This window comes from Chamaesiphon sp. OTE_8_metabat_110, from assembly GCF_031382685.1.
Lineage (GTDB): Bacteria > Cyanobacteriota > Cyanobacteriia > Cyanobacteriales > Chamaesiphonaceae > Chamaesiphon.
This window is the reverse complement of sequence record NZ_JANMZA010000613.1, coordinates 1-21518: the sequence shown is the minus strand read 5'-3', so window position 1 is coordinate 21518 and position 21518 is coordinate 1. Positions and strand designations below refer to the sequence as shown.

At 44.6% G+C, this 21518-nt stretch carries 18 protein-coding genes; 9 read left to right on the top strand and 9 right to left on the bottom strand.

Annotated elements, in window-relative coordinates; genetic code table 11:
* Positions 1–467: exopolysaccharide biosynthesis protein (locus RMO52_RS22120; protein WP_310418633.1), on the bottom strand; the 467-nt coding region annotated here is incomplete at its 3' end.
* Between the two features lie 251 nt (positions 468–718).
* Between RMO52_RS22120 and RMO52_RS22115 the strand changes: the two genes are divergently transcribed.
* The 3 genes from RMO52_RS22115 to RMO52_RS22105 all read left to right on the top strand — a co-directional run bounded on the left by RMO52_RS22115 (position 719) and on the right by RMO52_RS22105 (position 3629).
* Positions 719–1213, top strand: coding sequence for a universal stress protein (locus RMO52_RS22115; protein WP_310418630.1), 495 nt, complete (start codon positions 719–721; stop codon positions 1211–1213).
* 57 nt (positions 1214–1270) lie between these two features.
* On the top strand, positions 1271–1747 hold the full coding sequence (locus tag RMO52_RS22110; RefSeq protein WP_309745360.1) for a universal stress protein: 477 nt from the start codon (positions 1271–1273) through the stop codon (positions 1745–1747).
* Between the two features lie 205 nt (positions 1748–1952).
* The gene (locus RMO52_RS22105) at positions 1953–3629 is read left to right on the top strand and encodes a solute carrier family 26 protein (protein WP_310418627.1); all 1677 of its coding nucleotides are present in this window, start codon (positions 1953–1955) and stop codon (positions 3627–3629) included.
* Here the strand turns inward: RMO52_RS22105 and RMO52_RS22100 are convergent.
* Complete coding sequence (locus RMO52_RS22100) at positions 3626–7381, bottom strand: PAS domain S-box protein (protein ID WP_310418623.1); 3756 nt, start codon at positions 7379–7381, stop codon at positions 3626–3628. The genes RMO52_RS22105 and RMO52_RS22100 overlap by 4 nt on opposite strands.
* A 326-nt stretch (positions 7382–7707) precedes the next feature.
* On the bottom strand, positions 7708–9732 hold the full coding sequence (locus tag RMO52_RS22095; RefSeq protein WP_310418620.1) for a response regulator: 2025 nt from the start codon (positions 9730–9732) through the stop codon (positions 7708–7710).
* A gap of 175 nt (positions 9733–9907) precedes the next feature.
* On the opposite strand from RMO52_RS22095, the gene RMO52_RS22090 reads away from it, so the two are divergent.
* The 5 genes from RMO52_RS22090 (at position 9908) to RMO52_RS22070 (ending at position 13987) form a co-directional block, all read left to right on the top strand.
* Entirely contained in the window at positions 9908–10396 is a 489-nt protein-coding gene (locus RMO52_RS22090) for an Hsp20/alpha crystallin family protein (protein WP_310418618.1), read from the top strand.
* A 41-nt stretch (positions 10397–10437) separates the two neighbouring features.
* Positions 10438–10647 (top strand): hypothetical protein, encoded by a 210-nt coding sequence (locus tag RMO52_RS22085; RefSeq protein WP_309739795.1) that lies wholly within the window; start codon positions 10438–10440, stop codon positions 10645–10647.
* A gap of 139 nt (positions 10648–10786) precedes the next feature.
* Entirely contained in the window at positions 10787–12346 is a 1560-nt protein-coding gene (locus RMO52_RS22080) for an NAD(P)/FAD-dependent oxidoreductase (protein ID WP_310418615.1), read from the top strand.
* Positions 12347–12476: 130 nt separating this feature from the next.
* A complete protein-coding gene (locus RMO52_RS22075; RefSeq protein ID WP_310418612.1) occupies positions 12477–13751 on the top strand; it encodes an FAD-dependent oxidoreductase in 1275 nt (424 codons plus the stop codon).
* Positions 13752–13807: 56 nt separating this feature from the next.
* Positions 13808–13987: a hypothetical protein gene (locus tag RMO52_RS22070; protein WP_309739801.1), complete on the top strand. Its 180-nt coding sequence runs from the start codon at positions 13808–13810 to the stop codon at positions 13985–13987.
* On the opposite strand, the gene RMO52_RS22065 is transcribed toward RMO52_RS22070, so the two are convergent.
* Positions 13970–14893: an SIMPL domain-containing protein gene (locus RMO52_RS22065; RefSeq protein WP_310418609.1), complete on the bottom strand. Its 924-nt coding sequence runs from the start codon at positions 14891–14893 to the stop codon at positions 13970–13972. The genes RMO52_RS22070 and RMO52_RS22065 overlap by 18 nt on opposite strands.
* Positions 14894–15323: 430 nt before the next feature.
* Between RMO52_RS22065 and RMO52_RS22060 the strand changes: the two genes are divergently transcribed.
* Positions 15324–16412 (top strand): response regulator, encoded by a 1089-nt coding sequence (locus tag RMO52_RS22060; protein ID WP_310418606.1) that lies wholly within the window; start codon positions 15324–15326, stop codon positions 16410–16412.
* Between the two features lie 72 nt (positions 16413–16484).
* On the opposite strand, the gene RMO52_RS22055 is transcribed toward RMO52_RS22060, so the two are convergent.
* From RMO52_RS22055 to dnaE, 5 genes are all read right to left on the bottom strand, one after another.
* Positions 16485–17390 (bottom strand): alpha/beta hydrolase, encoded by a 906-nt coding sequence (locus tag RMO52_RS22055; protein WP_310418604.1) that lies wholly within the window; start codon positions 17388–17390, stop codon positions 16485–16487.
* A gap of 80 nt (positions 17391–17470) precedes the next feature.
* The gene (locus RMO52_RS22050) at positions 17471–18886 is read right to left on the bottom strand and encodes an OB-fold nucleic acid binding domain-containing protein (protein ID WP_310418601.1); all 1416 of its coding nucleotides are present in this window, start codon (positions 18884–18886) and stop codon (positions 17471–17473) included.
* Positions 18879–19103, bottom strand: coding sequence for a hypothetical protein (locus tag RMO52_RS24870; protein ID WP_396135075.1), 225 nt, complete (start codon positions 19101–19103; stop codon positions 18879–18881). The genes RMO52_RS22050 and RMO52_RS24870 overlap by 8 nt, the downstream gene beginning before the upstream one ends.
* Entirely contained in the window at positions 19100–19471 is a 372-nt protein-coding gene (locus RMO52_RS22045; protein WP_310418598.1) for a hypothetical protein, read from the bottom strand. Before RMO52_RS22045 ends, RMO52_RS24870 begins: the two co-directional genes overlap by 4 nt.
* A partial coding sequence (gene dnaE, locus RMO52_RS22040) for a DNA polymerase III subunit alpha (RefSeq protein WP_310418596.1) occupies positions 19468–21518 on the bottom strand: 2051 nt, incomplete at its 5' end. The genes dnaE and RMO52_RS22045, both read right to left, overlap by 4 nt.

The window sequence follows — 21518 nt, the reverse complement described above, 5'->3', positions numbered from 1 at the left end:
ATTGCGTAAGCTGGGACGAGATTTGTAAGTGGGATTGGTAACGGTAGCGACATCAATAGCGCATCCCAAGCCAAACAAGCTCCCGTAATTCGACATCCCCACTCATTATTACTAAACCGTGAAAATCGATGTCTGGACATCTTTTCTAATGGTTTAAGTAACCGATTGATATTTTTGAGTAATTTCCCAGAAGCCGCAGGCGATAGTTCGATTCGCGCAATTCGCTGCGGTAAGTATGGTTTTTCGTAGCCTAATGCCAATTGACAGCCGACCAGGATAATCCCAATTCCAACTAATGCCGAAAATCCGGGTAAGGGGATAGGGAGCGGAATGAGCATGGGCATGGTTAAGATCCCCGCGATCGTCCCAAATCCACTATTTCCTACTTGTTTTAGGACTACCGATAATGGCAATGGTCGATCGGTATATTCAACTAATAATTGAGCTAGTATTTGAGATAGTTTCATTCGACATATTTAATCGTCTAGTCAAGCTGATATTACTACCAATAGATCTTACTGGTAATCCTTCACCATTTAAAAATCGAGAAGCTGAATGCAATCGGTCAGTATAAGTATAATTCTATTATAGATCTACAAGCTGAGAAAGTTGTCAATATTTAACAATCGGATTAAATTTTTTAATTATATTAAAATTTATATGGCGATCGATAATACTGGTGTAAAATTAGATTAGTTGTTGATGAGGTACGGTCTAAATGTTGCAAAAAATCTTAGTTGCAATTGGCGATCTCCCTGATTCGGAGCAAATCTTTACCGCAGGGTTGGCACTAGCTCAGAAGCTTGATGCCGAGCTGCTACTTTTACACGTCCTCAATCCACTAGTGCCGCACGGTTTGAGTAATATGCCTAGTCCATTAGTGGGTGGGATTCTACCGATGATAAACGAGGTGGAGATCGATCGATACACCAAGGCATGGAAAGAATACGAACGCTTGGGGATCGAACGGCTTCAGGTTTATACAAAGCGGGCAAAAGAGGGTAATATTAGAGCCGAGATTTTGCAGAACTACGGTGACTCTGGGCCGCTAATTTGTGAAGCCGCCAAAAATTGGTCGGCGGATGCAATTGTGATGGGGCGAAATCAGAAATCGATGTTGAGTGAAGTTTTTCTTGGTAGCACTAGCAACTATGTTTTACATCATGCAGCTTGCTCGGTCATGGTGATTCAGTTACCAACACTCGCAAGCTAGCTGTACGCGATATTAATGAGACATTGACCTTGATATTATTAATGAGGAAAAACCAAAATGTTTGACAAAATCTTAATCGCAATTGGTAACTCTGCTGAATCCCAAATAGTCTTAGGGTCGGGATTGACTTTGGCAGAAAAACTCGGTGCTAAAGTGTTACTTTTACATGTCATGAGTCCGTTGACATCGACTAGTTTTAGTCCATTAGTTGGTGGGATGTTTCCGATCGTCAATGATGTAGCGATCGAACAATATACTAAGGAATGGAAAGAGTCCGAACGCCAAGGACTCGAACATCTCCAGGGTTATGCCAAGCAAGCAAAAGAGCTTGGCATCGACGCGGAGATTTCTCAAAACTTGGGTGATGCAGGTCGGATGATTTGTGAAGTCGCCAAAAGTTGGTCGGCGGGTGCAATTGTGATGGGACGAAATCAGAAATCGATGTTGAGTGAAATCTGGTTGGGTAGCACTAGCAATTATGTTTTACATCACGCACCTTGTTCGACGCTTGTGATTCAGTTACCAGCAGTATGAAGTGGATAGTGGATAGTGAGATTGAGGTAGGGGCAACTCATGAATTGCCCCTATCTCAATCTCATACCAATTTAAAGAATTAAAGCGACAGATCTTTACCCCACCCAACCTCCCCTTCATAAGGGGAGGAGTTAATCTGTCGTCATACCAATTTAAATTGGTATCACTAGATGGAACCGTTTGGAATTATGCCATAGCAACGAAAATGCAACAGAGACTTTTGCTCAAATTTCCTGGTTTGCGCCAGTTATTGGGCTATCAGAAATCGTGGTGGCGGGGAGATCTGCTGGCAGGTATTACCGTTGCGGCTTATCTGATTCCGCAATGTATGGCGTATGGGGAATTGGTGGGTGTTGCGCCTGTCGTCGGACTATGGACGATCCTGCCTGCGATGTTTGGATATGCCTTATTTGGCTCGTCGCGCCAACTCTCGGTGGGGCCAGAATCAACTACTGCGGTGATGACGGCGGCGGCGATTTCGCCGCTACTGCTGGCGGACGGGAGTAATTACGGGGTGCTGACGGCTACGCTGGCAATCTTGGTGGGGGGAGTTTGCTGTGTCGGGTATGTTGCTAGATTGGGATTTCTGGCAAATTTGCTCTCGAAGCCGATTCTGATTGGCTATATGGCAGGTGTCGCGGTAATTATGATTGCCGGACAATTGGGCAAAATTAGCGGAATTTCAATTCCCGGCACCACGGTATTCGAGCAAGTGAGCGAATTTATTCAGCAGATCGACTCGATCCATTTGCCGACCCTCATTTTAGCTGGATTGGTATTCGGATTTCTAGTAGCGATCGGACATCGTTTCCCCACAGCTCCTGCACCGCTACTAGCAGTACTCATCGGTACTGCTGCTGTCGCGCTCTTCGATCTCCAGGGGCGCGGTATTGCGGTTGTAGGCGCAATTCCGGCAGGTTTGCCCCAATTTGTCGTTCCTAGCTTTCCCGCACAGCTCCCAACCCTGCTAGCCTCCGCTCTGGGGATTGCGATCGTCGGTTATTCAGATAATGTCTTGACTGCTCGATCGTTTGCCGCGCGTCATCACGATAAGATCGATGCCAACCAAGAATTACTTGCGCTGGGAGTAGCGAATTTGGGGGCGGGATTGGTGCAGGGATTTCCAGTCAGTAGTAGTGGCTCTCGCACGGTAATTGGGGATAGTTTGGGTAGCAAAACTCAGCTTTTCTCGCTAGTAGCGATGGGAGTAGTAATTTCGGTGCTGCTGTGGTTGCGTCCAGTTTTATCGCTATTTCCGAAAGCGGCGTTGGGTGCGATCGTGATTTTTGCAGCGTTTAAATTGATTGAAATATCTGAATTTTTGCGGCTATATCGATTTCGCCGCAGTGAGTTTTTCCTAGCAATTATTACTACTTGCGGCGTGTTAGTTACCGATATTTTAGCGGGTGTGGCGATCGCAGTTGGGTTATCGGCGATCGAATTATTATCGCGATTGGCACATCCCCATGATGCCGTCCAAGGAACGGTACCAAATCTGCCAGGACTGCACGATATCGACGATTGGGAAGGTGCAACGACAATTCCAGGGTTAGTAATTTATCGTTATGATGCGCCGTTATGTTTTGCTAATGCGGAAGATTTTAAGTCTCGGGCAATGAGCGCGATCGAATTAGAAGTTACGCCTGTAGAATGGTTTGTCCTCAATACCGAAGCGATCGTCGAAATTGATATTACGGCGATGGATATGCTGGAGGAGTTATATGATGAATTAGCTACTAGGGGAATTACTTTTGGAATGGCACGAGTCAAACGAGATCTCTACGCTCAATTAAAGCGCTCGTCACTGCTCCAAAAAATTACTGAAGAGCGAATTTATCTCACCTTACATACGATGATTATTGGCTTTAAATCTCGACATTAATTTTGAATACTTTCTAACGTTTGGAGCATGTTTGCGGTGGTAAATGGCTTGGTGAGAAATGCGCTCACTTGTTGCGTATCGACCATCGCTGCTAAATTGACAACAGAACCGCTCATTACCACAATTTGAACTTGGGGGTTAATCTGCTGTAGAGCCAGAATTGTCGATCGAGTATCGAGATGAGGCATCATCATATCGATGAGGACGATGGCAATACTGCGATGGTTTTGGGAGTAGAGATCGATCGCTTCGATGCCATCGCTAGCTAGCATCGCGCGGTAATTGTAAGTCTCTAGCGACTCTTTGACAATTTCCCGAATCGCGCTCTCATCGTCTACCACTAATACCAACTGTCCCTTTCCGTCGAATGAATCCGCTGCTGCGGCTGAAGATTCGGCTTCTTTACTATAAATCGCGGGTAGATAGATTTTAAAACAAGTACCGCGCCCGATCTGACTTTCTACCTCGATCGCGCCTCCATGCGCTTTGACGATACCCCGAACTGTCGATAGTCCCAAGCCCGTCCCCGTCTCTTTGGTAGTAAAAAACGGCTCGAAGATCCGATCGAGTATTTCACCAGTCATCCCCATGCCCGTATCGGCAATACTAATCAGGATATATGCTCCCGCTAGTGACTGGAGATGGATCTGGGCATAATCGGCATCGATAACCATATTTTCCGAACTCGCCGTCAGGCTACCGCCATTGGGCATCGCATCCCGCGCATTGACAAATAGATTCATCAGCACTTGATGGATCTGAGTGGCATCGACATTTACCAGCCACAGATCTTCACTAGCATTATTAACCTGAATCTCGATCGATTTGGGAAAAGTCTGCCTGGCGATACTAATCAGTTCGGTTAAAATATGCCGCACCTGAATCGTCGTGCGCTCGCCATCTAGCCCCCGTGCAAAGGTGAGAATTTGCTTCACCAAACCGCTGCCGCGTTTGGAACTTTCGACTAGCATATTCAATAGTCGGCGATTGCGATCGTCCACATTAGGCAGTGTCATCGGTAGAAGCTGCGCCGCACCGACAATCGGCGTAAGGACATTATTCAAATCGTGGGCGATCCCACTGGCGAGACTACCCAAACTCTCTAACCGTTGAGCGCGGAGGAACTGCTGCTCTAATTGTTTTTTCTCGGTGATGTCGGTATCGACACTCAGAATCGAGCGAGGATTCCCCGCCTCATCCCGTACCAGCGTCCACCGACTTTCGGCGATTACTTCCTTCCCACTTTTAGTTAGCTTGCGTAATTCACCTTGCCACGCGCCCTGTTGCCGCACTGTCTGAGCGGCAATTGTAACCTCTGGTGAGACATCTGTATAAAACATTTCCATTGTCTTGTGCCCCACTGCTTCTGCGGCTGTCCATCCATAAATAGACTCAGCACTATTGTTCCAGAATTGAATCTGACCATCCAAATCTCGCACGATAATCGCATCTGTCGCAATATTTAGTAAGGCAGCTTGCTCTTGGATTCTTTGCTCTGCGGCTTTGCGCTCCGTGATATCCATCATCGTGCCGATATAGCCAGTCAAATTGCCGGATTCCTCATAAATGCCGATTGCCTTGACAAAGACCCAGTTTACACTTCCTTGGGGGGTCACAAATCGATGCTCCGAGGCAAATTCCTGCTGGGTTTGCACGGCAGTATGCCACTGAGCATAAATCGATGCTCGATCGTCAGGATGGAGCGTGTTTGCCCAGCCGTCTCCCAGAGCTTCAGCTAGGGTCGATCCGATTAGTTCTAAACATTGCTGATTGATAAATAGACACTTGCCCTCAACATCGGTTTGAAAGATGCCGACAGGAGCCGATGTTACGAGTGCGCGATAGCGGGATCGACTCTCTTGTAGTTCTGTTTCAATCTGCTTGCGATCGGTAATATCGCGCCCCTCTGGGATCAGCATCACGACTTTGCCAGCGACATCGAAGATCGGGCTGAGCGAAAAATCGACCCAAAAGTGAGTACCATCCGCTAAAACAGATGGGGCTTCAAATCTCACAACTCGACCTGTCGCCGCCTGAACGATCGCTTGTTGTAGTCGAACTTGAACATCGGGGTAGTGAGTCCACCACGGAGTCGTCCAAAATGCCTGTCCGACAACATCATCTAGTGTCACTGCGATCGCATCTAGCGCGGTACGGTTAATTTCGATGACCGTCCCAGCCGGATCGAGCAAGCCCATCAGTTGGAAGGTATTATCAAAAATTGCCCGAAACTTCCGTTCGCTATCTTGCAGCGATGCTTCAGCTTGCTTGCGACTGGTGATATCAAACCGAATCGATAAATACTGAAACGGTTGACCGCACTCGTCTAAACAGGGCACGATCGTTGTCGCTACCCAGTAATAACTACCATCCTTAGCACGATTTTTGATTTCACCACTCCAGACTCGTCCGCTAGTAATTACTGCCCACAAATCTCGAAAGAATTCGGGTGGATGGTAGCCAGAATTAATCGTTCGATGGGTTTTACCGATTAACTCATCTGATGAATATTGAGAAATTTCACAAAATTTTTCATTGACAGAAATAATCGTGCCATGTAAATCGGTGGCAGCAACAATGGCCGATCGATCGAGCGCGTATTTCTGAAACTCATGCTTGACGATCTCGGCTTGGAGTTGCTGCGATTGCAGGTTCAATTCGACGGTGCGCTCTTGCACTCGCAGTTCTAGCTCATCTTCAGTCTGTTGTCTTCTAATTACTTCCAGTCGCAATTCATGATTGCTCTGCTCTAATTCTGCCGCTCGATCGATCGTCTGCTGTTGCAATTGCTCCAGCATGTACAGCATTTCCAACGGATCGAGTAATTGCAGCAGGTTAGACTGGGTAAGGATGCCGACTAGCTCGCCGAGATCGTTGGTAATTACCAATCGCCGAACCTGTTTGGATTCCATAATTTGCTGGGCAGACCATAATGAATCTGATGGCTGCAAGCAAAACAAGGGGCTACTCATCACCGATCCGACCACCAACCGCTCTAGATCGAGTTCGAGTGTCTGAAACTGGACGATATCCTGTTCGGTAATAATTCCGACTGGGTGCAACGGTTGTCGTTGGCGGAGCCTCTCCTTTGGAGAATCGTCCACAATGACGATCGAACTCACATTTTGCGCGGTCATCATCTGGGCGATTTGCAAGATCGTCACATTTGGAGTTGCCTGAACTACTTCACTCGTCATGCCCTCCGCGATGGAGCGAAATTTCAACAGGTTGACTGGCTGCAAAATCTGGCGAATATGCTCTGGCGTGACCATCCCAATGAGTTGCTGGCGATCGTTGAGGATCGGTAAATGGCGGATTTGATGCTGTTGAAAGATCGTCAACGCATTCATCACTGTATGGCGATCTGAGAGTACTATGGTGTGCAGCTCGGTAATCATCACCTCCCTCACTTTCAAGCCTTGGAGACTGCGCTGACTGGCGGCGATCTTCACTAAATCGCGTTCGGTAAAAATGCCCACCAATCGATCGCTGTCTAAAACTAATACCGCACTCTCATGTGGGGTATTATTCTCGATCGGAGATTGCGATCCTGGACTAGCCGATCCGAGCGCAAGCTCGGCTGGCAACAGGCAGTTAGCTCCTTTCGCCCGACTCATCAACGAAATAACTTCGATCACTAGCATGTCAGGATCTACCGTCAATGGTTGCCGATTCCCCAAAGGAGAGGCTCCGCCAACGACGATCGAAGCCAAGCTTGGTAAATTCTGTAACAGACCAACAGTACTTGGCATACACGCTCACAATTAAAGTACTTCCTACGTCTATACTAAGCTCGATCGAATTGCTATGCAAAGCAAGCTCGATACTATTTCGATCTTCCCTCCCAGCGATCGCCAACTGGGAAGGAAACCTGACGAATTTTCAACCAGAATCTAGGCTGTGAAGACTTTATAATAGATGGTGCAGCCGTAATGGGAAGAAATGCCATGACATCTCAAACGATCGATTGCTAGAAGGTTTGAGAAGTTTTCCCGTCAAGCCTTATATTATTTTTTATGTTTTGATTCCAGATGGAATTTAAATTCTGAGAATTATTTCTCATAACTACTACTCGGTTCTAGTCTGGATCGAGCAGTAATTTGCATAGTATATCGACCTGTTCTAAAATTGGACGACTTTGCCGAGCCTGGAGCGTATTATCGGCTGACACAGCAGCATTAATTGCCATCAATGCTGCTTGAATTTTCGCTTTAGTTGCCAATTTCACTCGCTCGGCATCGATTCGTTGCCATTGAGCGGACTTTAATTTCTGTATCTGCTGACGCTCCATTAAATTAGTAATCCGTGCAATAATTTCTGGCCCGATGACTGGCTTGGTGACGAAATCATCAGCTCCGATCGCAAAAACTTGTTGAATTAATGTTGGTTCGGTGTGGGCGGTCAGAAAGATAATTGGTAAATTAGCATACTCGGCTCGATCGCGAATTGATTTACATAAATCCAAGCCACTGACGATCGGCATTTCGACATCTAAAATTAATAGATCTGGCTTACACATCGGCAAGATCTCCCAGAATTTCTGAGAATCAGCTAGGGTAGTAATCTTAAAGCCCCAAGGCAATAATAATGCGTGTAAAATCGCCAAAATCTTGAGATCGTCATCGACTACTAATACATGAGTTTGAGCTGATTCTGCCTCAGCGATCGCCCGATCGATCGATTCCATCAGATCGGCGATTTTAGTAGGGCAAACACTAGTCCAATTTCCCAAATGCTGTACGATTGGATCTAGCCGATCGGGATTGGTGAGAGCGATTACTGGGACTAACGGCACTTGTCTATTGATTTCAACTAATAAGCCTAACACTGCTTCTGTCTGCTCGCTCTCAGCCTCAGTTAGTAAAATACTGCGGGTACGATCTCGATGTAGTTGGGATCTTGCAGCAGCGATGGTTGGCACAATTTGAACGTTCCAGCCGCGTTGGCGTAGCCTTTCTGCTGAGGCAGACGCTGCGCCTAACGGCAGGCTATCGCCAACGCGAACGGAACGAAAATCGGTCGCCATCGATTGGATTTTGCAATTGAGATCTCGATCTGCCGATACTAAGAGAATATCTGTTGTTAGATCGGGTGTAAAACTGTGTAGATCTGTAGTAACAATTGGTCGATCGAGTTCTTCTCGCAAAGCTGTGACGAGTGAAAGTAATAATTGCCCTTGTGCCGTTGTTAAATCTCGATCGCTACCGAGTAATTTTTCAATTTGACGCGCTAATTCCGAACTTAGAGAAAAGCCAAATGTCCCCAACGAGCCAGTAAGTGAGTGGGCGATATTTTTGCCAATCGCTTGCCAATCGGACTGAAGATCTTGGTTGAAAAATCTCACTGCAAGCTGCTCTAAGATCGCGACTTGCTCGTGAACTTGTCCCTTAAATTTCTCCCACGTATCAGTTAGTAGCGTCGCCCCAGAAGACTCGATGGGTTTGAGTCGATAACCAATACCGTATACCGTTTCGATAAAATCGGCTGCTGCTCCCACTTGCTTGAGTTTGTGGCGCAAACCTTTAATATGAGTGCGAATGACATCTTCCCCAGGCGTATCGAAAGAGCACAAATGGTCGAGAATAGCATTACAGCTAAATACTCGCTTGCTGTTGCGGAGAAATAGCTCTAATAAGGCGTATTCTTTGGGCGTGACGGGGACTAATCGATCGCCAAAGGTGACATCAGTACTAACGGGATCGAGCTGTAGACTGCCCCAAGTCAAAATCGGTGCTGTTGGTGCATGACTGCGGCGTAATATTGCCCGTAGTCTAGCCAATAGTTCATCTCGATCGAATGGTTTGCTCAAATAATCATCAGCCCCAGCATCCAAACCTCTGGTGCGATCGGCAGCCGAATCGAGGGCGGTGAGCAGCAAGATCGGGACGGTGTTGCCTTTTGCCCGAATCTCTCGACAAACACTTATCCCGTCTTTCTTGGGTAAGGTGACATCTAGCAAAATCGCATCATATTCGTAAACATCGCTGAGATCTAAGCCTGCTTGCCCATCTGTTGCCACATCCACAGCGTATTTATGGGTTGCCAAAATAGTTTCAAGCAGGAACCCAATCCCCGGATCGTCCTCAACTACCAGAATTCTCATCGGCTCATTTCCCCAATACTACTATCGATCGTGACACAGATCGGTAAGCTCTAGCCTCATCATGCACCAATTTCTTCACAAGTTCCTCAACCGATCGAGCTACTTTATAGATATGGACAGCGGATAAATAATATCCACGACAGTAGACCGAATATTGATGAAGAGAGCAATAGGTATGTTATTAATTAAAGAATTCAATAATTTACGTCAGCAAATGGACAAAATATACGACGATCTTGCCCGCGAACAACCACATTTAGGCGTATTTGCTAAAGCTGAAGAAACTCTTTGGACTCCAGCGATCGAGTTGCAGGAAACCGAGACAGAGCTGCTACTAAAGGCACAATTACCAGGAATTAAGCCAGAAGAATTAGATATTCAAGTGAGCGAAAATGCCGTTTTTTTATCTGGAGAACATCAAGAGGAAACAAAGACCACTGAAAAGGGTGTATTTCGATCTGAGTTTCATTATGGTCAATTTAAACGGGTAATACCTTTACCAGCCACAATCAAGCGAGAACAGGTGAAAGCAGAAATGGTATCGGGGTTACTCACTTTAACCATGCTCAAGGCGACTCCCGCTTTGCCCCATTTGGTAAAAGTCTCACTAGCGGCTACTAACAAACCGCCTGTGCTGCCGGAACCAGAGAAAACATCTGTTTAGCTTATATTTTCTAACTTGCCTAAATTCAGGAGCATTTAACCATGCGCGAACAAAAATTTTTCCTCATTTCAGCAACTATTTTTGCTGTAATTGCACTCCTGCATGTATTTCGACTAACGACTAATTTGCCAGTTCAATTTGGGGCTGTTACTTTCCCGATTTGGGGTTCATGGTTGGCAGCAATTGTCGCCGCCGGATTGAGTATCTGGGCTTTACGGCTGATGTCTCAATGGAAACAAAGTCATACATAACCCATGGGGATTCGTTGGCGTAGCCGCGCCGAGAGGTAATCGAACGTTCGACGTGAGATATAGTCCCAGTGGAGATCGATTTGTAGAGGGCGGTGCTTTATTTCCGCCTCTGTAAATCGCTATATACAGGAGTAAACAAATGATTGAATATGCAAAATATCCCAATCGCAATACAGACTATTTAATCGTAGGCAGTGGTTTATCAGCATTAGTCTTTGGCGCATTGATGGCTAAGGCTGGTAAGACAGTGAGAGTGCTAGAAGCTCACGAACATCCTGGGGGGTTCGGGCACAGCTTTACAATGTCGAAAAAATATACTTTTAATGCTCAGTTGCATTATGTGTGGGATTGTGGCGAGGGAAATACAGTAAATCGGGTGCTAAAAAAACTCAATTTAGATCGAACTATTACTTTCAATCGCTTCAATCCAGATGGGTTCGATCGAATGCGAATGCCCGATTATAAGCTCGATGTTCCCAGCGATAGTGCCGAATTGACGCGGCGACTAGCGGCTCTATTTCCCGAAGCTGCTGAAAATTGTCAACAGTTTGTCAACGAGATTCAGGCGGTTCGCGCTGGATTACGATATCTATCACCACCGATTCAACCATTAGAATTATTACGACATCTGGGCGAAGTCTATCGTGCGCTGCAATACCTCAACAGTACGCTTCAAGATGCGTTTGACAAATTCAAACTACCTCAAGCCGCTCAAACATTACTCGCCCTGCAATGGCCAGATTTCTTGTTACCGCCAGAGCGATTATCTTTCTACGCTTGGGTAATTTTGTTTACAGGTTATCAAGAGGGAGCTTTTTATCCAACCCAACATTTCGATCGAGTGATTAATGCCCTAGTTGATGTCATTACTCAAGCTGGCGGTGAGGTATTACTAAATCAAGAAGTAACGGATTTCTCGATCTTAGATAAGACTGTGACGGGAGCAAAGGCAATCGATCTACTCACTCATGAAACTCACGAATATCTTGCAGATACAGTCATTTGTAATATAGATCCCAAACGAGCTGCTGCCAAAATTGGCATCGAAAAATTCTCGCGATCGCTCCAACGCAAGTTAAATTACGACTATTCACCGTCTAATTTCATGGCCTACTGTGTCGTCCAGGGAATTGACTTGCGAGACTATGGCTTTGGCAAATCGAATACATTTCACAGTGGCGATTTAGATCTAAATGTGGCATTCGATCGGATGTATAACGAGCATGACTATAGCAATCCCAGTTTTGCGATTACCACCCCCACCTTATTAACTAACTATGGTGGTGACTGTCCTCCTGATTGCCAAATTATCGAATTTTTGACAGTAGCTAACTATGAGTATTTCAACCAACTAAAACAACACGCTCCTAAAGCCTATCGACATAAAAAAGCAGAAATCTTAGAATCCATTCTTGATATAATCGAACGAGATTATATCCCTAATTTCCGCAGTTATTTAGTCTTCAAAATTACTGGTAGCCCAACTACCAACGAACACTTTTGCTATTGTCCAGAAGGTAACTCCTATGGTTCTAGTTTAACACCTCAAAATATGGGACTCGATCGACTCAATCACGAAACATCCCTTAAAAACTTCTACTTCTGCAATGCCTCATCTGGTTATCCTGGTTTTGCACCGACTTTTTGGACTGGTGCGCTATTATATCAACGATTATCAGGAGATAAAATTTTGAATTAAGGGTTTGAATGCAACTATTTGTTAGATAGAAATTGCGTTAAACCTAGATGGTGGGCATTGCCCACCCTACTTACTACATAATATCTAGAAAGATAGATGAGAGTGGAAATACTATCGGGATTTAAATACCATGAAAATTGCGATTATTGGCGGTGGTGCCAGCGGCATGGTTACAGCTTATTTACTCGATAAGCAAGGACATCAAGTCACCGTATTCGAGCGAGAATCAATGCTAGGCGGGCACATTCGGACTCTCAATCAAAACGTCCAGCCCGATCGTTCGGATTGTAATTTAATCCTAGAAAATGGCGTACTAGAATTTCCGACATCATTTCATAATTTTATGAATTTGATGGCAGAACTAGGTATAGAACTAGAGCCAGTCAATATCGGATCGGCACTATTTCTCAAGAATGGCACCCATTATCTATCGAAAGTAGCGATCGATCGAAATTTTACTGGTATCGATCGGTTCCTCGAATATTTACGCATAAATTTATTTTACCTCCGCTCGGCGAGCTTATTAATCGCCGCAAAATCATGGAAAGCGATCGATTTCCACAACCAATCTTTAGCCGATCGATTCAAACAGCCATATCTCCGCAATATTTGGCTGAAGTTATTTGCGATGTACAGTTATTCGATCCCGTTTACAGCGATCGATAATTGTCCCGCCGAGCTGGTAATTCCTACCCTCCGCGATGATGTATTTGTAGATTGGGTGAGAATTAAAGGTGGTGTTTATTCCTATATTCAGAAAATTCTCGATCGCTTTCGAGGCGAGATTTTGCTGGGTGTTGAGGTAACTGCAATTCGGCGATCGATCTCCGGTATAACCATTGAATTAGCTGGAGCTAAAATATTGGAATTCGACAAGGTGGTATTTGCCACCCCTCCCGACGTGGTACTCAAATTGCTTGCAGATCCCCGCCCAGAAGAGATCGACAGGTTTGCTGCTTGGCAAGGAAATCATGTTCAAACACTACTTCACACTGATATGGAGATGTACGAACCCTACCACATCAAAGAAGGCTCGGAATTTGATTTCTTCGAGACAGATCGACAAAATGGTAATTGGGGCTATAACGCCCGTCTCAATCAACTCTGCGGCATCACATCTCCAACTCAATATAGCCTATCATTTAATCTCGAAAGCTTAATTGCACCAGATCGAATTTTGCATATCCAACAACATCACACCCCATTCTATACAGTGGAGGCTTTTCACCATCGACAAGAGATTATCAAAACTAATGGGGAATTAAATACTTACCATGTTGGAGCCTATCTCGGAGATGGTTTACATGAAGGCGCGATTACTTCGGCTATTTGGGTTGCCGAAACGCTCGCAAATACAGTTGAAATAAAGTACAAATACCTTACTCCAGAGCTTTCTCTGCTCTAAGATGAATAACTTACACCCCGATCGTGTTTGACGAAAGAATTAACTCCGCCATTTAGTTGATTTCGACTACCAAACACCCTCTCAATGCGCTAGTTCATGCCGACGATCGGGGTATTGGCGGGACGATCGTTGAAACATATGGCGATCGCTTCGAGTTGTCTAATCCTGGATCGTTATTGGTTTCCCGCGATCGATTATGGGCTGGTAATATCAATCGATTAATAGCCAATATCTAACGTTACTGCTGCTTCTACCTGCTGTTCGCCACCTACAACTGGGGTAGCAGGCTTGGTAGCCGTCATATCAGCCCTGGCTTGCATCGGCATCGGTAGTGGGACGGGAGTAGAGGCGCTATTAATTTGTACCCCAATTACTTCGCGACGCTTGAGATTGAGAGTTTGTAGTACAGTATCAGCTTGACGTTCGGCATCTTGAGTTGCTTGCTTGAGAGCTTGCAGTTGGGCTGTCGCAATTGCTCGATCGCTGGCGACAAAATTCACGCCATCGATGCGCGTCGCACCATTTCTGACAGCCGCATCGAGAATGGCACCCGCTCGATCGGTTGTCACTTGAAAACTGATACTGTTGCTAGCAGTATATCCAGTCAGTTGCGGCTGACCGTTAGGTGGATAACTATAAGTCGGATTGAGATTGATGCCAGTTGTTTGCAGCTTATCTACCTGCTGGGTTTTTAAAAAGTCTACCACCCGTGTCGAACGTTTTGCGGCATCCTGTTGAGCTTGATTGGGCGTTTTCGCTGTAACTTCGATCGCGAGGCGGATCTGGCTGATGGTAGTGGGAATAGTCACAATTCCTTTGCCACTAGCGGTAATGGTGCGGCTGGGTTTGCGCTCTTGGCTACTTCCGGGTGCAATTCCTACCGTCAGCACCAAACTTGCTGTCAGGAGCAGTGATAGAGCCGATCTGGAATTGAAAATCCAGTGGCGATGCTGAGGACTTAACTCGTTCGCGTAGCGTCTCCCCTGGAGAATCGATCCAGTAGTTGTTGGCGATAACTGGATCTGATGATGCTGTATCGATTTCAATTCGTCGTGCGGCTTTGCAGGATCTAAATCTGATGCCAATAGGTCGATTTGATGGCGTTTTTGCTGATGTTGTCGCCACTGTTGAATTGTGTTCATTCGGGGAATTTGCCTGGGATGTCGAGCTACTTGTGATGACTGTCGCCAAAGTCAAGATGTTTCCACTCTTGACTCGCTCGAAGTAGTCATTGGCTAGCTCCAGCGATCGCTCAAAATATTAAAACTCTTACTGCGATTACAAAGTTGGCACAATAATCGCGCGGATGTTTAGATTGCCTTTCTCCTGGGCATATTAAGTGTATGAGATATTTTCCGAATATCTTCATAAATTTACTAATAATACTGCCACTATTCCCATCGTCCCGATCCGGCAAATCTAGTTTACTTATTGTCACTAAACGATTGCGATCTGCTGGTGACGGCGATCTGGCGATCGAGAAGGCATCTACTTCTATCCCAAACATTCCCGATCGGTAAATTTAAACAGTGCTAGATCGACAAGATTAGTTAACATATATCCATACCAGCGATGACTAGAGTTGTTGAAGCATTAAAAGATATTATCAAACAAGAACTATCAGGGCAATTGATTATTAGAGATGCTCTAGATCCTTCAATAACCTGGGAAGCTTACTTTGGTAATGGTAAGTTACATTTTGCAACCAGTACGGTCGGGCAAAAAGAACGCTTAACTTATCTAACTAGACACCATCATCCCGATTTTAACTTAAGTGAGTTTACGGTCGGTCAATCTGATTACAAGTTTATCTGTCATCAATGGCAGTCGGGCAGATTATCGCTGCAACAAGTGCGTCAATTAGCATTTACTAGTACGCAAGAAGCCTTCGTACACATCATGGCTATTGGCAATGCCGAGATGGAGTTTAATCTCGATGCACATTTGGATGTGTTGATTTTATCAACTTCCGTTCAACAAGCGATCGCACCAGTCAAGCAGCTAATTTGGCAATGGCAAAAAATTCGTCCCCATATTACATCGCCATTAGTTAGAGTCTATTTATCTAATATTGACAGTTTATATAAGCTCTTGTGGCAGCAACTTCAAAGTACTAAAGCGATCGAGTCTTATCAAGCGGCGCTAACTCAAAATCTTTGTCTTTATAGTACTGCGAATCAACTCAATATCGATGTCCAAGAACTCAGCCACATGTTGCTGCCATTGGTGCGCAACCGCAGCGCCCAGATTTCTACTTATGGGCAAAAACAAGATGAAGAACGTCCGTTGATTGCCTGTATCGATGATAGTCAAACAGTCCAAAATAGTGTTAAATTAACTCTCGAAGCTCAAGGCTATGAAGTAATTAGTTTACTCAAACCCGCCCAAGCGATGACTAAGCTAATCCGTACTCATCCAATGCTAATTTTGATGGATATTAGTATGCCAGATATTAATGGCTACGAACTCTGTCAACTCCTCCGCAAATCACCTAGTTTCAAGCATGTGCCAATTCTGATGCTCAGCAGCCGCGATGGTTTATTTGATAAACTCAAGGCTAAAATGGTTGGTGCTGATGACTATATGACTAAACCATTCACACCGACAGATTTAGTGAATCTAGTCAATAAATATGTCTCACAAGCTTTAGTTAATGTTTAGTTTGACTAAGGGTAAGGGCAATTTATGAATTGCCCCTAGCCTCAGTTGAATCTCTCAACTAAATACTCTCACTTACACAACTGAAAGACTGGTAGATTGGAAAAAATCTAATAATTCGCGGTTGACAATTTGGGGTACTTCTTGTTGAATCCAATGTCCACATTGGGGAATTAACTTAAGTTTAAATGGTGCTGAGATGAGTCGCTCCATCCCTTCCGTCAAACGATTGCTCAAAAAACTATCTTCTTCACCCCAGAGCATCAAAGTAGGTACCGTAACAATAGAAGGCGAATTACTTAACTGCTGCAACCAGTTTTGAGGGGCAAGTAAATTTCGATAGTACTTGAGTGCCGCTCCTAAAACACCAGGTTTCTCTAACGCCTCCTGATAAATTTGATGATCTTCAGCCGTAAAAGCTCCTTTGCGCACAGCTTGTCCGCGAAACACATTCAGGATAAAATCTTTGAGGTTTTGCTGAATTGCCCACTCTGGTAAACCCGGAATTTGGAAAGCCAACATGTACCAACTCCGCCGCAATTGATCGAGATTGCTGCCCATCTCTTGCAGTAGTCGTTGAGGATGGGGTGCATTGAGAATTGCCAAGCGATTGAGTACTTGGGGACATTTTTGAGCTAGGTGCCATGCAATTGCACCACCCCAGTCGTGTCCGACGATGTGTGCTTTGGCATAGCCCAGTGACGCGATTAGCCCCTGAATATCGCTGCTGAGGGTATCGAGATCGTAGCCATCAGCAGGCTTGTCTGAATAATTATACCCTCGTAAGTCGGGAACGACGACCTTAAAGTGACGTGCCAATGCCGGAATCTGATGCCGCCAAGAGTACCAGAATTCTGGAAACCCATGCAGTAAAACAACTAATTCGCCCTCACCTTGGGTGACACAGTGCAAACGAATGTTGTTGGTTTGAATAAATTCGTGCCGCCAACCAGAATCTAACGAGGCTGTGTAAGGTTTCATTAATGTATCGTCGTACGCTGCTTTACTAGTATAAACTAGCCATCGACGATCGTCTGTAAGATATTTCTCTCAACCGATCGTTAATCTCGATCGAAGCTAATTTGTTTGACTTGGATATCAAAGCCGCGCGCCTGCATTCTGTCTACTAACATATTCGAGTCTTGCACCCAAAACTGTTTGCCAAACCGGACTAGTTGATAACCATTTTCGCCCCGCACGATCGCATACACTGGTGTTTTGACTGCTACTGTATTGCTAGAATACTCCTCAATCATTGTTTTCAAGGCTTGAGATTGGATCTCATCTGTCGCCACATTAATCGGTAATTCAATCAGGACTAAATGTTGAGGTGCAAGCTCTTCATCTACTGGCTTATGGACGGCACTATAGTCAATTTCGATCGCTTCATCGACGATCATTTGCAGTTCGTCATTATCTTTCTTGCGGCTGACTTTGCCAACCAAAATTACCGAGCTGTTTGGGATTAACAGATCCTTGATTTTTTCATAAGCTTCTGGAAAGATGACTGCTTCTAATTTGCTACTCGCAATATCAGTTAGCTTCAGAATCGCCATTGACTTGTTATCTTTCTTAGTCTGAACTACTTTGACCTCTGTCAGCATTACCACCAACTTAACATCCTTGCAAGGTTTTTCAATTTCGATAATTCTTTTAAAATCGTGGCGGTGACTTTTGGCAGCTTTTTCAGCATTTTTGAGTGGATGATCCGAAACATATACACCCAAAAGTTCCTGCTCGAATTGCAATCGTTCCGAAGATGGAAAATCACTCACTAACGGCGATTTAGGCACCGCATCAAAGCCGCCTACTTCCGGTTTTGAATCACCTAGTAAGTCGAATAAGTTACCTTGTCCGATCGCTTTTTCTTTAGCGCGGCTTTGCGACCATGGTATAATTACGTCCAAATCGTTAATTAATTGCCGTCGATTGCGATCGAGATTGTCAAAAGTACCGCATTGAATCAATGATTCTAACGTTCTCTTATTGACAGCTTGCAAACTAACCCGCTGACACAGATCTGCAAGTGATGTAAATTCACCCCCTTCCTCACGTGCCTTGAGAATATTCTCGATCGCGGCTTCACCAACGTTTTTAATTGCCGATAATCCGAATAAAATATTCAACCGATTGGGACGCTCCGGATCGACAACCGGACGGAATTTGACATACGATCGATTTATATCTGGCGGCTCGACTTTGATATCTAAAGTTTGCTCGCAATTATTCAGATAGCGAGTCACTTTATCTTGATCGCCACTATTAGCCGTCAAGAGTGCCGACATATATTCAGCCGGATAATTTGCTTTCAAGAATGCTGTTTGATAAGTAACATAAGCATAAGCAGTAGAATGGCTTTTATTGAAACAGTTAGATGCGATCGAGCCATTCTCTAATAGAAAATTATGATTTTTCTCTAATCCAATATCGTAAACGGATTGGGTGCCTAAAGACGTACAACTAATAATTTTAGCCACGATGGTAACTCCCTAATATTTGTTCTATTTTTTCTTTCTTACGTGCTAATCCTAAGTTGGGATATACATACATCAGATCGTAAAATTTTTTGATATTAATTTTACTAAAAATACGCCAATAATAAACTATGTTATGACTGTGAGCTATTGTCGATCCCATCTTCATGACTTCAGACAACTCTTCTGCAAAGTTTTTTGAGTCAACAATACATACTATTCCGCCACTTCTACCTTTATTGGGATATGCACAACCATCTCCATCAAAATAGCCGAAAGTTCTACCAACTCTCGATCCACAGACTCTAAAACTATGTAATTTTTGTCTGTGACACAGCCATCAGCAGCCATTAATCCAAGTAGGTAAGATTTGACAGGAGTATCGATTTTGTCAAAATAGTTTTCATTGAGAGTGTACCTATTTTTACGCTTAGTATTCACCCCGAATTCGGCTAAAACTCTAGAGACAGACCTCCCACTGACTCCCACTAATTTGGGAATTGCTCGACATTCTTCACCACTTTGAAAAGCAAGTAATATTGCTTGTTTTTGTCGTGTATTTAGTTTTAGGTATCCAGTAGCTGTCATGACAATTCATCGATTTGTAGTAAATCTAAGTTGCGATCGAATATCTCTTGAATTGGCAACATTTGTCGATCGCTAGTCATGAATTTATGATCTACTGTGGCCCGAATTATATTACCATTATCTAGTAGATACTCAAATACTTCCTGTTGACCTCGATCGTGCCATTGGACGATCGGCTGCTGAATTATACAACCGCTCTCATCCACACTCCAAACCGTACAAGCTATTTTTTCCGTGACAATTTTACCGATTGGTAAAGCACCATATTCAACTGTCATTACTTTTGTGTCATAACTCAAGCAATATTCTGCGAATAAAACCATTTTATCAAACAGTGCATCGGCGATCGAGTGAGCTACCCCTTTTTTCGCCGCACCATCGAGGAACTTCTCGCGCTGTTTATTCATCTCATCGGCTTTTTTCTTACCCATACACCGCCGCAAGATATCGGCTTCTCCGAGAGTATATCCAGCCAAATCTTGAGCGATTTTCATAATCTGCTCTTGATAGACAATTACCCCATATGTTTCCTCTAGAATAGTTTCTAAGATTGGATGCTCGTAAGTAATTTTCTCGCGTCCGTGTTTGCGATCGATAAAAATTGGAATCAGTCCCGCATCTAACGGTCCCGGACGGTATAGTGCGAGAATGGAGGATAAATCCTCAATGCTCGACGGCTTTAATCTTGCCACCACATCCAGCATCCCGGAAGACTCTAGTTGAAAGACACCTTCTAAATCTCCCGACTCGACTTGTTTATATGTTTTTTCGACAGTCGCGGGACGTTTATTCAACGAGCCTTTATTTAAAATTTTATAAGTCCGTCGCTCCTCAAAAGTGATATCATCCGGATCGATTATATCGCCTTTGGTTTGCTCGATCGTATCGATCGCATTCTGAAAAATTGTCAGATTCCGCAATCCTAAAAAGTCCATTTTTAATAGACCCATCGAGTCGAGATCTTCCATATAGTATTGAGTAATTACCGAGCCATCATTATTCCGTTGCAATGGCACGATCTCATCCAAAGGCTGCGCCGAAATCACCACACCCGCCGCGTGGACACCAAAGGTTTTGTTAGTACCTTCGATGCGCATTGCCATATCAATCCACTGTCTGGCAGTAATTTTTTCGCCAGTTTCCGGATCGGCATATTCACCCGTTTCATAAGTCTGTTTAAACTCCGGTACTGGCGTTTTATCCGAAATCATCACCGCCAATTTTGTCGGTTTCCCCCGCACCACTGGAATCATTTTTCCTAACTCATTTGCCGCACCGTAGGGGATATTTAGCACCCGCGCCACATCCTTCAACACCGCTTTAGATGTCATCCGGTTAAACGTGATAATCTGCGCCACTCGCTCTTTCCCATACTTCTGGGTCACATATTCGATGACCTCAGCGCGACGTTCGATACAAAAATCCGTATCGATATCCGGCATCGACTTGCGATCTGGGTTCAAAAATCGCTCGAATAGCAAACAATGATGTACGGGATCGATATTTGTAATCTTCATCGCATAAGCCACCAGCGAACCCGCAGCAGAACCCCGTCCAGGGCCGACTGGAATAGCCCTGTCACGGGCAAATTTGATATAATCCCATACAACTAAAAAGTATGTCGAAAATCCCATCCGCTCGATCATTTTCAGCTCAAAATCAAGCCGCTCCTGATAAACTTTCTCGATATCGCCATACCGTTGCACCTTCAACCGCTCCTTTAATCCTTCCCGCGAAATCTCCTCGACAAAAGTAGCAGGAGTATGTCCGACTGGAATCGGAAAATCGGGAATTTTTGGCTCGCCTAAAATATTGTAGGGCTGAATTTTATCCGCAACTTCTAATGTATTCGCGATCGACTCAGCAATGACATCATCAGGTAAATGATCGCGGAATAATGCTGCCATTTCCTCGGCAGACTTGAGATATTCATTACCGCTATACCGCATCCGTTTATCTTCACGGATTAGTTGCCCAGTCTGAATACACAGCAACGCATCATGAGCCTCCACATCATAACAAGAGACAAAGTGCGAATCATTAGTGG

Bases quoted from the DNA above. Each gene is read 5' to 3' on its own strand.
- RMO52_RS22115 (WP_310418630.1), top strand. From the start codon at position 719: ATGTTGCAAAAAATCTTAGTTGCAATTGGCGATCTCCCTGATTCGGAG.
- RMO52_RS22110 (WP_309745360.1), top strand. From the start codon at position 1,271: ATGTTTGACAAAATCTTAATCGCAATTGGTAACTCTGCTGAATCCCAA.
- RMO52_RS22105 (WP_310418627.1), top strand. From the start codon at position 1,953: ATGCAACAGAGACTTTTGCTCAAATTTCCTGGTTTGCGCCAGTTATTG.
- RMO52_RS22100 (WP_310418623.1), bottom strand. From the start codon at position 7,381: ATGCCAAGTACTGTTGGTCTGTTACAGAATTTACCAAGCTTGGCTTCG.
- RMO52_RS22095 (WP_310418620.1), bottom strand. From the start codon at position 9,732: ATGAGAATTCTGGTAGTTGAGGACGATCCGGGGATTGGGTTCCTGCTT.
- RMO52_RS22090 (WP_310418618.1), top strand. From the start codon at position 9,908: ATGTTATTAATTAAAGAATTCAATAATTTACGTCAGCAAATGGACAAA.
- RMO52_RS22085 (WP_309739795.1), top strand. From the start codon at position 10,438: ATGCGCGAACAAAAATTTTTCCTCATTTCAGCAACTATTTTTGCTGTA.
- RMO52_RS22080 (WP_310418615.1), top strand. From the start codon at position 10,787: ATGATTGAATATGCAAAATATCCCAATCGCAATACAGACTATTTAATC.
- RMO52_RS22075 (WP_310418612.1), top strand. From the start codon at position 12,477: ATGAAAATTGCGATTATTGGCGGTGGTGCCAGCGGCATGGTTACAGCT.
- RMO52_RS22065 (WP_310418609.1), bottom strand. From the start codon at position 14,893: ATGAACACAATTCAACAGTGGCGACAACATCAGCAAAAACGCCATCAA.
- RMO52_RS22060 (WP_310418606.1), top strand. From the start codon at position 15,324: ATGACTAGAGTTGTTGAAGCATTAAAAGATATTATCAAACAAGAACTA.
- RMO52_RS22055 (WP_310418604.1), bottom strand. From the start codon at position 17,390: ATGAAACCTTACACAGCCTCGTTAGATTCTGGTTGGCGGCACGAATTT.
- RMO52_RS22045 (WP_310418598.1), bottom strand. From the start codon at position 19,471: ATGACAGCTACTGGATACCTAAAACTAAATACACGACAAAAACAAGCA.